Below are 16,385 nucleotides of genomic sequence, written 5' to 3'. Positions count from 1 at the left end.
CCGTGGGGAGGCGGCGGGGGTTATTCACTGTACACGGTCACATTCAAAGACGGTTATTGATTGCTGGAGTAAGTTTGCAAGGCACTTGCTACGCTCAAATTAATGAGGTCTGAAATGGTTCTCGAACCCAGAAGCAGTCGTTCGTTGCTTCAGCGAAGAAGCAACGTGAGTAACGCCATTCAGGCAGGTCTTGATGGGATTGCAGTAACCGGGGTCGCGTGGTACTTGATCTATGATCAATTCGGTCACATTACTTCAGATTATGTGATCATGCTGCTTTTGTTGATTGGTGCATTGGCCGTTATTTACGACCACTATGCAATTTATCGAACGAACGTCGGCTTGTCGATCAAGGCGTTCAGGTTGTTCAAGGCCTGGTCTGCAACTTTTTGTTTTCTGGTCGTCATGGCGTTTCTTACCAAACAGAGCGAAACCTATTCGCGGTTGTTGGTGGTGCAGTTATTTATCATTGGTTATTTCGTTCAGTTGTTCTTGCACGTTGCCGTGCGTGAACTGCAAAAACGGTTTACCGCCCACGCCCGGCTGGATAACGCACTGATTATCGGGGCCGGCGACCTTGCCAATTTCCTTCATCAGAAGATAAGCAACAACCCCTGGTTCGGTGAGCGCGTGCTGGGGTGTGTGCTGATAAACGATGTGGCAGAGCAGGGCGGGGCCGACGCAAAGCAGCGCCTGCCGGTACTGGGGCATGTCACCGACCTGGACGAGATTGTTGCCAAGCACGCCATTCGCACCGTGTACCTGGTGACCCCGCTGGGTGGCTCCGAAGTGATTAATGACGTGTACTTGAAGTTGCTCGACAAGTGCATCGCGGTTAATTGGGTGCCGGATATTTTTTCGTTGCGGCTGATCAATCACAGCGTGCGGGAAATTGCAGGGATTCCGGTGTTGACCCTGTCGGAAACGCCGTTGACCGGCATGAGTCTATTTCTGAAAAACCTCGAAGACAGGGTGCTGGCAGCACTGATTTTGCTGTGTGCATCGCCCGTGTTGCTGGCGGTGGCCATTGCCATCAAGATCGACAGCCGCGGCCCGGTGTTTTTCAGGCAGGTACGGATGGGCTGGACCGGGGAATCCTTCCGCATCTGGAAGTTTCGCAGCATGCATGTTCATCAACCGGAAAATGATGTGGTCAAACAGGCTCAGAAGAATGACCCGCGCCTCACGCGGGTGGGCGCCTTTATTCGCAAGACCAGCCTGGATGAGTTGCCGCAATTGTTTAATGTGTTGACCGGCGAGATGTCGCTGGTGGGGCCGCGCCCGCATGCACTTCAGCACGACACGCTGTATTCGCAGGATATTGTCGATTACTTTGCGCGGCATAATATCAAGCCCGGCATGACAGGCCTGGCGCAGGTGCGGGGGTTCCGGGGTGAAACCAAAGACATTGAGCAGATGATCCAACGCGTCGACTCGGATATCGAGTACATCAACAACTGGTCGCTGTGGCTCGACTTTGTCATTTTGGTGCGCACGCTCAATGCGTTTACCGGCAAGCAGGCCTATTAGCTGGGGCTGTATAGAGCAGCCCCAAGGCAGGCCCTCAACTTAGCGGGTGCAACTCCCTGAACCCGCGAGCTTCTTCCACCAGCCAGTCATGCACCGCACGGGCGCCCGGCTGGGTCAGCCCGCCCGGCGGGTAATGCACCACGTAGCGCTTGTGGTTGGCGATCGCCACCCCGAACGGCACGATCAGCGCGCCCCGTTCCAGTTCATCGTTGAGCAGGGTGCGCCGCGCGATCGCCACGCCAACGCCGGCAATCGCCGCTTCGATGGTCAGGTGGTTGCGGTTGAAGGTATGCCCCCGCCGCACGTCCAGGCCGCCCGCACCGATACCCTCCAGATAGAACTCCCACTCGGCGTACTCCGAGGCGCCCCGCCAGGCGGTGATGTCGTGCAGCAGGGGGTAATGCGTCAGGTCTGCCGGCCCGTGCAGCGGTGGCCGACCGCGCAGCAACGTGGGGGAGCAGACGGGAAAGATCTGCTCGTCCAGCAGCGGCGTCGACAGCATGCCGGGGTAGCTGCCATCGTTCAGGTCGATGGCCAGGTCGAAGTCGCCTGGGTGCAGTGCCTGGGCGCTGTCTTCGGCCACCAGCCGCAGCTCGATGTCCGGATACCGCTGCTGAAAGCGCGGCAAGCGCGGGGTCAGCCATTTGGCCAGGAATGATGGAATAGAGCGCAGGCGCAGGGTACCGCGGATCTCACCGGCGTCCAGGCGTAGCAGCTCGGCCTCGATGCTGCCATAGGCTTCTGCCACTGTTTGCGCCAGGCGTTGGCCTTCGGCGCTGAGTTCGACGCCACGTGCGCGGCGCAGGAACAAGCGATAGCCCAGCCGTTCCTCCAGCTGGCGCATCTGCTGGCTGACTGCCCCAGGGGTGATGTGCAGCTCTTCGGCGCAGCGGGTGAACGATAAATGCCGGGCCGCACAGGAGAACACATGCAGCCAGACGAACATCTGGCCATTGAGTTGTCGTCGCATCGTTTAGTACCACTAAAGCCTTGCTTAGGAATTTTCGTTGGTCATCCTTGCGGGAGCAGGTCAGTATCGCTCAACTTCGCAGTAGCGTTCAATTTTCCTAAAGAACCGTGCATTGGCGATTCTGCCCAATACGGTCAGGCATTAGTATGGCTATCAATGTTTTCGACCTCTTCAAAATTGGCATCGGCCCCTCAAGCTCGCATACCGTGGGCCCGATGCGGGCAGCGGCGACCTTTGCCCAGGCCCTGCGCGAACGTGGCCTGCTGGCCCAGGTAAGCCGCGTCGAGGTGCGGCTGTATGGCTCGTTGTCGGCTACTGGCGTCGGCCACGCCACCGACCGTGCATGCCTGCTCGGGCTGATGGGGCAGTGGCCGGACCGGATCGACCCTGCCACCATCGAGCCGCGTATCGACCAGTTGATGCAGGAGCAATGCCTGATGCTCGATGGCAGCCATCCGCTGGCGTTCAACTACACCCGCGACATGCTGTTGCTAGACCAGAGCCTGCCGTATCACCCGAACGCGATGACCCTTGAAGCGCTGGACGGGCAGGGCAGCCTGTTCAGCCAGACTTACTATTCGGTGGGCGGTGGTTTCATCGTCGAGCAGGGTGAGGTCGATGCCCCCCAGAGCGAAGCGGATGCAGTCTACCAGCCGTATCCGTTTGCCAGTGCGGCTGAGCTGTTGGCGCTGTGCAAGGCTCACGGGTTGAGTGTCGCCCAGCTGATGCTGGCCAACGAATGCGCCTGGCGCCCGGAAGCCGAGGTGCGCGAAGGCCTGTTGCGCATCTGGGCGGCGATGCGTGAGTGCGTCGACAATGGCCTGCGCAACGAGGGCATTCTGCCGGGCGGGCTGAAGGTCAAGCGCCGCGCCGCGCGTTTGCACCGCAGCCTGCAGGAACTGGGCAAACCGAACGTCATCGGCTCGACCCTGAGCGCCATGGAATGGGTCAACCTCTTTGCCCTGGCGGTGAACGAAGAAAACGCCGCCGGCGGGCGCATGGTGACTGCGCCCACCAACGGTGCGGCAGGTATCATCCCCGCCGTGCTGCACTACTACATGAAGTTCAACCCGGATGCCTGCGACGACGATGTCGTGAGGTTCCTGCTCGCTGCGGCTGCGGTCGGCATCCTGTGCAAGACCAACGCTTCCATTTCCGGTGCCGAAGTCGGTTGCCAGGGCGAAGTCGGGTCGGCGTGCTCAATGGCGGCGGCCGGCCTGGCCGAGGTGCTGGGGGCTACGCCACCACAACTGGAAAACGCCGCCGAAATTGCCCTGGAGCACAACCTGGGCCTGACCTGCGACCCGGTCGGGGGGCTGGTGCAGGTACCGTGCATCGAGCGCAACGCGATTGCCGCGGTCAAGGCGATCAACGCGGTGCAAATGGCCTTGCGCGGTGACGGCGAGCACTTTATCTCGCTCGATCAGGTTATCCGCACCCTGCGTGATACCGGTGCGGACATGCATTCGAACTACAAGGAAACCTCGCGCGGCGGTCTGGCAGTAGCTTTTGTTGAGTGCTGAGTTTTAACGCGGTCAACTGTAGGAGCGCCCCATCGCGACACAAGGCCGCTCCTACAACAGATTGCGTTAACCAATGAAGTCAGGGCCGGATTAGCGGGCTTTCTGCTTGGCTTCAATGAAGCTGGCACGCATGTCCTTGGCCCAGCCATCCAGCACCGGCTTGACGTCATTCAGGGTCAGCTTCTGGGTATCGTTCTCCAGTTCTTGGCCCGCGCCTTTGCGTACCACCTGGGCCAGCACTTTCTGGCTGCTCCCGTCCAGGAACGCCGCCTCCACGCCGACATCCACGTCCTGATCACGTCCGCCCATGGCGGTGTTCACACCTGCCGAAATAAGCGCGATGGGGATCACTTCATAGGGCTTGAGGCCTTCATTGCTGGTAGATACCGCCGTGATTGCCGGGCGCACCACGATCACACCTGGGCCAGGCCCCTTGGCCAAGGGCATCACGCTGCCAATTTCACGGCGCAGGGCTTCATTGAAGTAGCGGGTGATTTCCTGCAGCGTCTGCTGCGAGATCACCGCTGTCGGCTGTGGCTTGGGGTAGAACTGGCTGGGCTCGATGAACACCTGGCTGTACTGGTTGATATTGACCTTGGGGTCGATCCAGCGCATCACCGGGTCACCCGATGGGCTCTTGGCTTCTTGCAACCGGCTGTAGTCCTTGAGGAAGCCGGAATAATCCTTGGGGTCCACGCGATTGCTGGAGCAGGCGGCCACGGCAAGCAGTGCGGCGCACAACAGGGTAATGCGAGACAGTGATTTCATGATGAAGGCGCATCCATGAGAGGTCGGCCAGAACAACGCTAGCAGGTGCGGAGCAGTTGGCCAGTGGTCAGGGGATTTCTTGGAGAGGGGGGGCTGGTTGAGAGGTGGTTGACGGTGGATTTGTGGCGCCTGTGAAATCGAGCGCCGCCCGCGCGGCGCTCGATTTCACAGGCGCAACACCCCTCAAGGCAAGCACTACCCCAACACCTCGCGCAACCGATACCACAACATCCCCAACGCCAGCAGCGGTGAGCGCAGCGCCTTGCCGCCCGGGAAGGTCAGGTGCGGTACCGCACTGAACACGTCCAGCCCGTGGCTGTGGCCAACCGCAATGCCCTCGGCCAGCAGCTTGGCTGTCCAGTGGGTCACGTTCAGCCCGTGCCCCGAGTAGCCTTGGGCGTAGTAGACGTTCGGGTGCTGGCTCAGCCGCCCAACCTGGGGGAAACGGTTGGCCGTGATGCCGATCATGCCGCCCCATTGGTAATCGATGCGCACTTCGGCCAGTTGCGGGAACACCTTGAGCACTTTCGGTCGCATGTAGGCGGCGATGTCCTTGGGGTCGCGACCGGAATAATGGCAGGCGCCACCGAACAACAAACGGCGGTCGGCGGTGAGGCGGTAGTAGTCCAGGCCGACCTTCTGGTCGCACAGCGCCATGTTCTGCGGGATCAGGGTGCTGGCGAGCGCTTCAGGCAGCGGCTCGGTGGCCACCACGTAGCTGCCGGCTGGCAGCACCTTGCCGCTCAGGCGCGGTTCCAGTTCATCGAGGTGCGCGTTGCAGCCAAGCACCAGGCTGTGTGCCCTGACCTTGCCTCGGGCGGTATGCAAGGTCACGGTGGGGCCATGCTCGATGCGTAGCACCGGGCTCTGCTCGAAGATGCGTACGCCCAGGCCTACGGCCGCGCGTGCCTCGCCCTGCACCAGGTCCAGTGGGTGCAGATGGCCTGAGCCCATGTCTACCAGGCCACCGGCGTACTGGTCGCTGGCGACGATCTGGTGCAGGTGCTCGGGGCTGACCAGGCGTGTTTCGGGGCGGTAACCCAGCGCGGCCAGGTCCTCCTGTTCAGCTTTGAAGGCGGCAAATTGGGCGGGAGTGTTGGCCAGTTCGCAGAAGCCCCAACGCAGGTCGCAGGCAATGCCGTATTGCTCGATGCGCCTGGCCACCAACGCGACCGAATCGATGCCGGCCTGTTGCAGGTAACGGACGCCGTCCTGGCCGACATAGCGGGTAAAACCACTGACGTCATGGCCGATGCCACGAATCAGCTGGCCGCCATTGCGCCCGCTGGCACCCCAGCCGATGCGCCGGGCTTCGAGCAGGATCACCGAAAGACCGCGTTCGGTAAGCTCCAGTGCGGTATTGACCCCGGTCAGGCCGCCGCCAACCACGCAGACATCGGCCGTCAGTTCGCCGTCCAGGCTGGGGTAGGGCGCCGTGTCGCGTGCCGTGGCGGCGTAGTACGAAGCGGTGTGCAGGGTATCGAAAGGCATGGTGCGTTCTCGGCTCAGCGGTTGGACTTGATCTTGCTCCAGGAGCGGGTCATCACGCGCATGATCTGGGGGCTTGGCGTGCTGGAGATGTACAGCTTGTCCAGCACTTGCTGGGGTGGATAGACCTCAGGGTTGTTCACCAGGGATGCATCCATGTAGGCCTGGGCGTCGGGGTTGGCGTTGGCATAGCCAACCGTGGCACTGACCTTAGCGATTACCGGGGGCTCAAGCAGGTAGTTGATGAACGCCAGGGCCTGGTCCGGGTTGCTGGCGTCCTTGGGGATGGCCAGCAGGTCGAACCACAGGTTGCTGCCTTCCTTGGGAATGCTGTAGGCAACCTTGACGCCGTTGTTCGCTTCCACTGCGCGGTTGGCGGCCTGAAACACATCGCCGGAGTAGCCGAAGGCCACGCAGACATCGCCGTTGGCCAGGTCCGAGACGTACTTGGAGGAGTGGAAGTAGGTGATGTAGGGCCGCAGTTCGAGCAGGCGGGCTTCAGCCTTGGCGTAGTCCGCGGGCTTTTCGCTGCGCGGGTCCATGCCCAGGTAGTTGAGGATGGCCGGGAACAGCTCGTCGGGCGAGTCCATGAAGGCCACGCCGCACTGCTTGAGTTTTTTCAAGTTCTCGGGCTCGAACAGCACCGCCCAGGAGTCGATGCGGTCGATACCCAGTGCGGCCTTGACCTTGTCGACGTTGTAGCCGATGCCGTTGGTGCCCCACAGGTAGGGCACGGCGTACTGGTTGCCGGGGTCATTCTGCTCAAGCTGCTTAAGCAGTTTGGGGTCCAGGTGCTTCCAGTTGGGCAGCTTGCTGCGGTCCAGCGGCAAGAAGGCGCCAGCCTGGGCTTGCCGGGCGAGGAAGTGGTTCGAAGGCACCACCACGTCGTAGCCGGTGCGTCCGGCCAGCAGTTTGCCCTCCAGGGTTTCGTTGGAATCGAACACGTCATAGACCACCTTGATCCCACTGCTGGCCTGGAAGTCGGCCAGGGTCGTGTCACCGATGTAGTCGGTCCAGTTGTACACGCTGACGGTCGGTGCGGCTTGGGCGGCAGCGCCGAACAGTAATGTGAATGCAGCGGGAACCAGGGATTGCAGATGACGCATGTCGACACCTCGTTGGTCTTGTTCTTGGGTTCGGTGCAAGTGGGGCGCAACGCGCCCCGGGCAATCAAACGCTGAGCATCAGGAATTCACGCTCCCAGGAGCTGATCACCCGTTTGTAGTTCTCGTGCTCGGCACGCTTGACCGCTACATAGCCCTGGACGAACTGCTTGCCCAGGTAACGCTGCACGGTCTCGCAGTCTTCCATGTGCTGCAGGGCATCTTCGATGGTGATCGGCAGGCGCAGGTTGCGTCGCTCGTAAGCCCGGCCCTGCACCGGCGCGCTCGGGTCGATCTTCTCGACCATACCCAGGTAGCCACACAGCAGGCTGGCGGCGATGGCCAGGTAAGGGTTGGCATCGGCGCCCGGCAGGCGGTTTTCCACGCGCATCGCGTCGGGGCTCGAGGTCGGCACACGCAAGCCGGCGGTGCGGTTTTCTTCGCCCCATTCGACGTTGACCGGTGCTGAGGTGTCCGGCAGGAAGCGGCGGAACGAGTTGACGTTCGGCGCGAACATCGGCAGCAGCTTGGGGATGTACTTCTGCAAACCGCCGATGTGGTGCAGGAACAGCTCGCTCATGCTGCCATCTTCATTGGCGAACACAGGCTTGCCGGTTGCGATGTCCACCACGCTCTGGTGCAGGTGCATGGCACTGCCGGGTTCGTCAGTGATCGGCTTGGCCATGAAGGTGGCCGCCACGTTGTGCTTGAGCGCCGCTTCGCGCATGGTGCGCTTGAACACGGTGATCTGGTCGGCAAGGTCCAGGGCGTCGCCGTGGCGGAAGTTGATCTCCATCTGTGCCGGGCCGTCTTCATGGATCAGCGTATCCAGGTCCAGGCCCTGCAGTTCGCACCAGTCATAGACGTCTTCGAACAGCGGGTCGAATTCGTTGGCGGCATCGATCGAGAACGATTGGCGACCGCTCTCGGCGCGGCCCGAACGGCCCAGCGGTACCTGCAGCGGCAGGTCTGGGTCTTCGCAGCGCTTGGTCAGGTAGAACTCCATCTCTGGTGCGACGATCGGTTGCCAGCCTTGGTCGGCGTACAGCTTGAGCACCTTTTTCAAGACGTTGCGCGGCGACAGTTCGATGGGGTTGCCTTGCTTGTCGAAGGTGTCGTGAATAACGATCGCGGTCGGCTCGATTGCCCAGGGGATCTGGTACACCGCGGATGGGTCCGGGCGGCACACCATGTCGATGTCGGCGGCATCGAGCAGGCTGTAGTAGATGTCGTCGTCAACGTAGTCGCCGGTGACCGTCTGCAGCAGCACGCTTTCAGGCAGGCGCATGCCGCGCTCGTGAAGAAACTTGGCGGTCGGTGCGATCTTGCCGCGGGCGATGCCGGTCAGGTCGCTGATCACGCATTCGACTTCGGTGATCCGGTGTTCTTTCAGCCACGTGGACAGCTGATCGAAGGGGGCGTTCATACAGACCTCTTGGTTGGGTTTTTGTGTGCGCGGCAGGAGCGGGTGGCTTCCCAGGTGACGCGCTGGAGACTATCTTGGTCGCAGCCCCCAGGGGCAATCTATCCACTTTATTCGGCAATCAATGCACCAAAAGAGTGCATACAGGACAATGCGTGACAACGCTCAATGCCTTACAGGTCCAGGCTTTCCACACCACCGATGTCACTGAACAGGTGCGTGCCACCCCCGGCTGGCAACAGCAGTACCGGCAAATGTCGCCGGGTCATTTCAGCGGTGAACTGCGTTGCCTGGGGCTCGATGGCGTGGAGGTGTATGAAGAACGTCTGAATACCCGTGTCGAGCAGTTCTTCCGCCCCCCAAGCGGGTCGCTGGCGTTCTGCTTCGACCGCAGTGAAAACAGCCTTTACCTGCTCAACGAGCAGAGCCGCAATATCTGGATCACCCCGGAAAACTACGAAGAAGTTGCGGTGGTGTTCGACCAGGCGTTCCTGGCTCGCCATGGCCTCGATCCGCAGCGCCTTGAAGGGTTGTTCATGGTGCCGTTGGGCAGTGGCCAGAACGCGTTGTTCGGCAGTTGGCTGAGCGCCACCTTGACCCGCCTGGGCAAAGCCGATTGCCCGCTGCAGGGCGAGGCGCTGGCAGAGCAACTGCTTGAAGATTGCCTGTTCATCCTCGACAGCGCCTGCCAGCGGCTGGACGGCGGTGCGCTGGGGAGGCGAAGTGAAGCACGCGAGATCATGCGCCGGGTCAGTGAATGGGCGGCGGATTGCCCCGAAGAAACGCTCAATCTGATGGCGTTGGCCGATGTGGCCGGTGTTTCTCTGCGCCAGTTGCAGCAGGCGTTCAAGGCCTTCACCGGTATGCCGCCGGCGCACTGGCTGCGGCTGCGCCGGCTCAATGGCACGCGCCGAGACTTGTTGCGCCAGGGGGATGTGACGGTGGCGGAGGTGGCCATGCGCTGGTCGTTCTGGCATCTGGGGCGGTTTTCCGAGAGTTACCGGCAGTTGTTCAAGGAGTTGCCGAGCGAGACCCTGAAGCGGGGCAGGGGCTGAGGGCAGCAACACGCAGTCCAGCACCCCCCACGGAAAGTTGCTATCGTGCCGACCTGTTTCCACCCGAGGTCCCGATGTTCTACCTGCCATTGCCCAGCGACCAAGCCGACCGCCTTGCCAGCGAGCCCACCGCCCGCGATTTTTTCCCGACTGCCAGCTTAATGGAGGCCGCGGCGGTGCTGTTCGTGCAGAACCTGCCGCGCCAGCCCGCCACCGCAACGGCAGACGCGCAGGAGCGGCGTTTCGCTGAAATCGTGCGTATCGCCAACGAAGTCGAAATCGCCGCACCGGGCCGCTTTCAGGGCCAGGTGGCGCAGCACTTCGACCGCGAGGCGTTCGCCATGGGCCTTGGCATGCTGGGTGAGAATGGTATCGGTCTGTTGTCTGCCGAGGTCAAGTACGACGTCGAGGACTTGCACGATGCCGAAGGCCAGTGGAATTTCCAGTTTGCCGATAGCTACCGGCAACAGGTCACGCCGCTACACCCGGTCTACCTGCCATCGTTGGCCAGCGATCTATTGCTGAGCGATCAACAAAACCGCCTGCTGCGCGAGTTTCTGTCAGGTGTCGACGAGTCTGTTGCGGTGCAAGGTTTTGCTGGAACCGGCAAGACTTTCTTGATCCACCAGTTCGCCCGCTTGCTCGATCCCCAGCGCACACTGTTGCTGGCGTTGACCGAGGGCCAGTTGCGCGCCTTGCAGGCACGCGTCAAGGATGCTCAGGCATACACCGCGCTGACCTTCGGCCAACTGGCAGACGAGATTCTGAACCGTGACCTCACCAGTAACGGTTGGCGCTTGCGCGACCCGTATCGCACCAAGCTGTCCTGGCGCCCGCAGGAAGCGCAGGTGGTGAAGTGGTTGAATATCCCCGATATCGGCCCGCTGGCCGCCCGCGATGTCGTTGCCTTGTGTATCAAGGCCGTGCGCAGCTTCTGCCGAACCGGCGATACCCAGATCGAGCTGCACCACCTGCCCTGGGCGGGCCCTGGCACGTCACCGCTGGATCAGGAAGTGCTGCTGGAAAAGGCCCGGTTGTACTGGCAAGAGCTGATTCGCCCTTCAGCGCGCGACATTCAGCTGCCGGTGCGTGACTACCACCGGGTCAAACTGCTGTCGTTGACACTGGAGGTGATCGACAGCCGGTACACCCACGTCATCGTCGATGAGGCCCATGAACTGTCGGCACCGATGCTCGCCGTGCTGGACCGCAGCCCGCAGTCGATCATCGCCTTGGGTGACGAGTTGCAGAACCTCAATGGCCTGAGCCCACACCACGGTGGCTTCATCCGTCAGCGCTATATCGACCATTCGCTGCGTGCCGGGCCTGCGATGGACAACGTTCTCAACCCATTGATTCAGGCGCACCCGGCCAAGATCCAGGCGGCGTTCAGTGGCAGTGCAGAGCACTACACCCGGGTCAGCTTCTTCGACACCGTCACAGTACCCGAACAGCCCACGGCGCTGATCGTCGATGACGAATGGGGCCTGTTCGGCTGGTTCCAGCGTCTCACTCACCAAGGTGTGCCGTTTGTGCTGCTCAAAAGTGCGCGCAAGGATTTCGAGCTGTTCGTCGAGGACTGCATCGAGCTGTACCGCTACGGCACCCGGCCGCGTCACCCGATGTTGTTCCGCTATGCCAGCTGGCAGGCGCTGGAGCAGGACAAGGGCGATGACAAGGCCTTCGTGGCGGTGGCGAACATGCTGCGCAAGGGCTACACGCCAGAGCATTTTGCCAAGGCCAAGAGCCGTTATCGCTGGGACAAGGCGCCCAAGCTGTTTTTGGGGCGGGTGCGGGACGTGAAGAACATGGAGTTCGCCCGGGTGATGGTGTCACCGGAGCTGATGGTCACGCCGGTGGCGGCGGGCAATCGCAACGAACGGGCGCGGATGCTGGCGGGCCTGTATACCGCTTGTTCGCGGGCACGGCATGAGTTGATCGTGCCGGGGGGGATGTTGGACTGGGTGAAGGATCAGGCCAGGGATTAAAGCGAGTGGGGCCGCAAGGCAGCCCCAATCCAGCAATCAGTTTCGATCCAGCCACACCGTCTGGGCATTGGTGAATTCGCGCACACCAAAGTGCGACAGCTCACGGCCAAAACCGCTCTTCTTCACGCCACCGAAGGCGACGCGGGGGTCGGATGCGCAGTAACCGTTGATGAACACGCCACCGGTATCCAGCGCCGCAGTCATGCGCTCGGCCAGGGCGTAGTCGGCCGTGTAAATGGTCGCCGCCAAGCCGAACTCGCTGTCGTTGGCCAGCGCCACCGCATGGTCGGCATCCCGCGCGGTGATGATCGCCGCCACCGGCCCGAACAGCTCCTGTTTGAACGCCGTCATTTCCGGGGTGACGTTGGCGAACACGGTCGGTGCGTAGAAGTTGCCCACGCCTTCGACCTTGTTGCCACCCAGCAGCAGGGTGGCGCCTTCGGCGAGGGTCGCCTGAACCTGGCCATCGAGTTCGTCGCGCAGGTCGTAACGGGCCATCGGGCCGATGTAGGTGTCGTCTTCCAGCGGGTTACCGACTTTCAACTGGCGCGTTGCCTCGACGAACTTGAGGGTGAACGCATCAGCGATGCTCTCTTCGACGATCAGGCGCTTGGCTGCGGCGCAGACCTGGCCGGTGTTCTGGTAGCGGCCGATGACAGCGGCCTTGACCGCGGCATCCAGGTCGGCGTCGGCCAGGACGATGAACGGGTCGGACCCACCCAGCTCCAGCACGCACTTCTTCAGGGCGGCGCCGGCCTGGGCACCGATCGCCATGCCAGCGCGCACGCTGCCGGTCAGCGTCACGGCGGCAATGCGCGGGTCGTTGATGGCGCGAGTGACGCCGTCCGGGGTCACGTTCAGTACTTCGAAAACGCCTTCAGGCAGGCCGGCATCCTTGAACAGTTCGCCCAGCAAGTAGGCACTGCCCATGACGTTCGGGGCGTGCTTGAGCACGTAGGTGTTACCGGCGAGGATCGCCGGCACGGCGCCACGCAGTACCTGCCAGATCGGGAAGTTCCACGGCATCACGGCCAAGATCGGGCCCAGCGGGCGGTACTCGATGCGCGCTTTTTCGATCTGCGTCGGCTCCGCTGCCAGCATGGCCGGGCCGTGCTCGGCGTACCAGCGGCACAGCCCGACACACTTGCTCACTTCGCCACGGGCCTGGGTGATCGGCTTGCCGATTTCCCGGCTGATCATTTGTGCAAACGCTTCGGCTTTGCTTTCGAGGGTGCTGGCCAGGGCAAGCAGGTATTCGCTGCGCTGTCCCAGCGACACCAGACGCCATTGGCCATAGCCTACCTTGGCACGTTGCAGCGCCGCTTCCAGTGCGGCGTCGGTATCGAAGGGGTAGGCGCCAATCTGCTCGCCGCTGTGCGGGTCGAGGGAGATGGCATGGGTCAGGCTGCTGATCGCGCTCATGGCGGACACTCTCGTTGTTGTTAATCAGTGACGCCAGACTAGTGGGGTAGGGATTTAATGAAAACTGAATAATAATGAGCGAAACATTCACGTTTGGAGAATGACTGTGGACCTGGTGCAACTGGAAATCTTCAAGGCAGTGGCCGAGCAGGGCAGCATCAGTGCCGCCGCGCAGCATATCCATCGGGTGCCCTCGAACCTGACCACGCGCATCAAGCAGTTGGAGGAAGACTTGGGGGTAGAGCTGTTCATCCGCGAAAAAAGCCGCTTGCGCCTGTCGCCAGCGGGCTGGAATTTTCTTGAGTACACCCGGCGTATTCTTGACCTGGTGCACGAGGCGCGGTTGACCGTGGCGGGCGAAGACCCACAGGGCACCTTTGCCCTGGGCTCGCTGGAAAGCACGGCGGCGGTGCGTATCCCGGCGTTGTTGGCGGCATACAACCAGCGCTATCCCAAGGTCGACCTGGACCTCTCGACCGGGCCTTCAGGGACCATGCTCGAAGGGGTGTTGTCCGGGCGCCTGGTTGCGGCGTTCGTCGATGGGCCGCTGCTGCATCCGACGCTTGAGGGCATGCCAGTGTTCGAAGAAGAGATGATGGTCATCGCGCCGCTAAACCATGCGCCGGTGAGCCGGGCCCAGGATGTCAACGGGGAGAGCATCTACGCGTTTCGCGCCAACTGCTCGTACCGCCATCATTTCGAGAACTGGTTTGTGCAGGACCAGGCGGTGCCAGGCAAGATCCATGAGATGGAGTCTTATCACGGGATGCTGGCGTGTGTGAGCGCCGGCGCCGGGCTCGCCATGATGCCGCGCAGCATGCTCGATAACATGCCGGGGTGCAGCACGGTCAGTGCTTGGCCGATGTCGGAGGATTTTCGGTATTTGAAGACCTGGCTGGTGTGGCGAAGAGGGACTGTTTCGCGCAGTTTGAGCATGTTTGTGAAGTTGTTGGAAGAGCAGCGCGGCAGTTGAGCCGGGTGGGGCGCCAACTCAGCTGACGACCACGCATCAGCACAAACGCTAGCGCCCCCAGAGGATCGGATAATAGGTAAACCATCCTCAGAAGGAGGGTTCTACCATGCGTAATCATCACTATGCCCTTGGCGCGGCGCTGCTGTTCACCCTGGCCTTGCCCTGGACGCTGGCGGCGGCTGCCGACCTCAATGCGCCTATCAACATGCAGGCCGTCCAGTTGCAAGAGCAAGAGCAGAACGGCGTCCGTTACCTGCAAGGCGGTATCGGCCAGGATGAAGCCAATGCCCTGCGCAAGACCAAAGGCTATGACTTGCACGTCGAACTCTCGGCAGGCCCCGGCAACGAGTTTCAGAGCGGTGCCACTGTCGACATCCAGAGCGCACAGGGCCAACCCGTGCTCAGTGTTACAGATGTAGGCCCGCTGCTGTATGTGCAGTTGCCGCCGGGCCATTACAAAGTCACCGGCAACGCCCAAGGTGAGACGGTACAGCAGCAGGTGGCCGTAGACGGCAAAGCGCCTGCCACGGTCAACCTGCATTGGCGTTGAAGGGCACAATCCGGGTGGGAGTACATTTGTACTCCTGCCGCACAGGAGCGCATCGCCATGAGCCTGGATCTGCAACTGGAGATGTTGGACGAGCGGGGTTTCGTATTGATCCCCGGTGTGCTCGAACCTCTGCGCATCGCGCTGCTGCGCTGCGCCATCGATGACCTGCAGCCGATTCATTGGGACTACCAAGGGCTGCTCGAACACTACAAATGCGTGTTCAACCGCAACCCTTTGTGGCTGCCGTTTCTTGATCTTCCACCCCTGATAAACCTGGCTGAGGCGGCGCTGGGCGAGGACTGCCACGTGATCGGCCAAACGGCCTGGCGTAGCCACCCCGGCTATCCCGGCATGGGGCTGCACCTGGACCACCTGCCCATGCAGTTGCCTGCCTGGATCAGTGAGCGAGGGGCCTTTACCCAGCCCATGCAGATACTGACCGTGCAGCTGTACCTCAGTGATATCGATCACAGCATCGGCCCGACCTGGATCGTACCGGGCAGCCATCGTGCCGCTCGCCCACCGCAGGCGGGCGAAGCGCAATGGCAAGGGCGTGAAGCGCATCCGGTGTTGTGCAAGGCAGGCGATGCCCTGGTGTTTCGCAGTGATGTCTGGCACAGCGGCGGCGCCAATTGCACACAGTCCCGCGAGCGCGACATGCTGCAAGTGCATTACGGCCGGCGCATGGTGGCGCAGAAGTTCTCACCGTACCTGCATTGGCAATTCAACCCGCACGTACTGCAAGAGGCCACACCCAGGCAGCGGCGACTGTTGGGCGAACACGAAGAGGCGGCGTACGACTGATAGTGGCAAATAGCTTTCAACTTTCTGATTATCTGGACAATAATCAGAAAAGTATTACCTCGTGTGACCGGTCTGGATGCGCCGGTCACCGCACAAGATCGAGGGGCTCAAGCCCCCACTTGCCGTGTAGACCATCAGGAGATGTCATTGATGAAAACCCGTCTCGCTGCTTCGCTGGCCGCTGCAGTGCTGGCCTTTGCCGGGGCCAATCTGGCTCAGGCCTCGCAGATATCCGGTGCCGTGGGCGCCACCGGCCAAGGCGACATGACCTACCGCATCGGCCTGTCGTTCGACTGGGACACGAAATGGCTGCAAAGCAGTACCGGATATGTGACCGGTTACTGGGATGCGGCTTACACCTATTGGGAAGGCGGCGATGCCAGCGGCGCGCATGCGCTGTCGTTCAGCCCGGTGTTCACCTACGAATTCAGCGGTTTCACCTACACCCCCTACATCGAGGCCGGCATTGGCCTGGCGGCGTTTTCCAAGACTGAAGTAGGCGACCAGCGCCTGGGGTCTGCGGTCAACTTCGAGGACCGCATCGGCTTTGGCCTGAAGCTGCCGGGGGCGCAGAAGGTGGGCATCCGCGCCATGCATTACTCCAACGCGGGCATCAAGCAGCCAAACGACGGGATCGAGTCGTACGCGTTGTTCTACAGCAAGGCGCTCTGAACACCTGCATCGGCTAGTTGAAACGGTCCAACGTTCTGGCGGCAGCTCACAACCTGTGTGAGCAACTGTCTTGTTCGAATCTCTAAAGACGGCACGATCCCTGTGGGAGCGGGCTT

The 16,385-nt window shown here is 61.6% G+C and carries 14 protein-coding genes; 8 read left to right on the top strand and 6 right to left on the bottom strand.

Annotated features, from left to right (window positions below; genetic code table 11):
* Positions 1-114 precede the first annotated feature (114 nt).
* Entirely contained in the window at positions 115-1,530 is a 1,416-nt protein-coding gene (locus OGV19_RS11270) for an undecaprenyl-phosphate glucose phosphotransferase (protein WP_264313429.1), read from the top strand.
* A 34-nt stretch (positions 1,531-1,564) separates the two neighbouring features.
* On the opposite strand, the gene OGV19_RS11265 is transcribed toward OGV19_RS11270, so the two are convergent.
* Entirely contained in the window at positions 1,565-2,500 is a 936-nt protein-coding gene (locus OGV19_RS11265) for a LysR substrate-binding domain-containing protein (protein WP_264313428.1), read from the bottom strand.
* A 146-nt stretch (positions 2,501-2,646) separates the two neighbouring features.
* On the opposite strand from OGV19_RS11265, the gene OGV19_RS11260 reads away from it, so the two are divergent.
* Positions 2,647-4,023, top strand: a complete 1,377-nt coding sequence (locus OGV19_RS11260) for an L-serine ammonia-lyase (protein WP_264313427.1) — start codon at positions 2,647-2,649, stop codon at positions 4,021-4,023.
* A gap of 90 nt (positions 4,024-4,113) precedes the next feature.
* Here the strand turns inward: OGV19_RS11260 and OGV19_RS11255 are convergent, their stop codons facing one another.
* The 4 genes from OGV19_RS11255 to OGV19_RS11240 form a co-directional block, all read right to left on the bottom strand.
* Positions 4,114-4,791, bottom strand: coding sequence for a DUF3313 domain-containing protein (locus tag OGV19_RS11255; protein WP_264313426.1), 678 nt, complete (start codon positions 4,789-4,791; stop codon positions 4,114-4,116).
* A gap of 195 nt (positions 4,792-4,986) precedes the next feature.
* Positions 4,987-6,282: an NAD(P)/FAD-dependent oxidoreductase gene (locus OGV19_RS11250; protein WP_264313425.1), complete on the bottom strand. Its 1,296-nt coding sequence runs from the start codon at positions 6,280-6,282 to the stop codon at positions 4,987-4,989.
* A gap of 14 nt (positions 6,283-6,296) precedes the next feature.
* Positions 6,297-7,385 (bottom strand): polyamine ABC transporter substrate-binding protein, encoded by a 1,089-nt coding sequence (locus OGV19_RS11245; protein WP_264313424.1) that lies wholly within the window; start codon positions 7,383-7,385, stop codon positions 6,297-6,299.
* Positions 7,386-7,449: 64 nt separating this feature from the next.
* Positions 7,450-8,808, bottom strand: a complete 1,359-nt coding sequence (locus tag OGV19_RS11240) for a glutamine synthetase family protein (protein WP_264313423.1) — start codon at positions 8,806-8,808, stop codon at positions 7,450-7,452.
* 152 nt (positions 8,809-8,960) lie between these two features.
* On the opposite strand from OGV19_RS11240, the gene OGV19_RS11235 reads away from it, so the two are divergent.
* Together OGV19_RS11235 and OGV19_RS11230 are read left to right on the top strand one after the other, a co-directional pair.
* A complete protein-coding gene (locus OGV19_RS11235) occupies positions 8,961-9,860 on the top strand; it encodes a helix-turn-helix domain-containing protein (protein ID WP_264313422.1) in 900 nt (299 codons plus the stop codon).
* A gap of 74 nt (positions 9,861-9,934) precedes the next feature.
* Positions 9,935-11,848, top strand: coding sequence for a DEAD/DEAH box helicase (locus OGV19_RS11230; RefSeq protein ID WP_264313421.1), 1,914 nt, complete (start codon positions 9,935-9,937; stop codon positions 11,846-11,848).
* 36 nt (positions 11,849-11,884) lie between these two features.
* Here OGV19_RS11230 and OGV19_RS11225 read toward each other — a convergent pair whose 3' ends face one another.
* Complete coding sequence (locus OGV19_RS11225; protein WP_264313420.1) at positions 11,885-13,270, bottom strand: aldehyde dehydrogenase family protein; 1,386 nt, start codon at positions 13,268-13,270, stop codon at positions 11,885-11,887.
* Positions 13,271-13,376: 106 nt separating this feature from the next.
* Between OGV19_RS11225 and ptrR the strand changes: the two genes are divergently transcribed.
* The 4 genes from ptrR (at position 13,377) to OGV19_RS11205 (ending at position 16,269) form a co-directional block, all read left to right on the top strand.
* Entirely contained in the window at positions 13,377-14,243 is an 867-nt protein-coding gene (gene ptrR, locus OGV19_RS11220) for a putrescine utilization regulator PtrR (protein ID WP_264313929.1), read from the top strand.
* 106 nt (positions 14,244-14,349) lie between these two features.
* Positions 14,350-14,793, top strand: a complete 444-nt coding sequence (locus tag OGV19_RS11215; protein ID WP_264313419.1) for a carboxypeptidase regulatory-like domain-containing protein — start codon at positions 14,350-14,352, stop codon at positions 14,791-14,793.
* A gap of 57 nt (positions 14,794-14,850) precedes the next feature.
* Positions 14,851-15,597 (top strand): phytanoyl-CoA dioxygenase family protein, encoded by a 747-nt coding sequence (locus tag OGV19_RS11210; RefSeq protein WP_264313418.1) that lies wholly within the window; start codon positions 14,851-14,853, stop codon positions 15,595-15,597.
* 150 nt (positions 15,598-15,747) lie between these two features.
* A complete protein-coding gene (locus OGV19_RS11205; protein WP_264313417.1) occupies positions 15,748-16,269 on the top strand; it encodes an acyloxyacyl hydrolase in 522 nt (173 codons plus the stop codon).
* Positions 16,270-16,385 lie beyond the last annotated feature (116 nt).

The organism is Pseudomonas putida (assembly GCF_025905425.1).
Classification (GTDB): Bacteria; Pseudomonadota; Gammaproteobacteria; order Pseudomonadales; family Pseudomonadaceae; genus Aquipseudomonas; species Aquipseudomonas putida_AF.
This window is presented reverse-complemented; position numbering and strand designations above follow the sequence as displayed.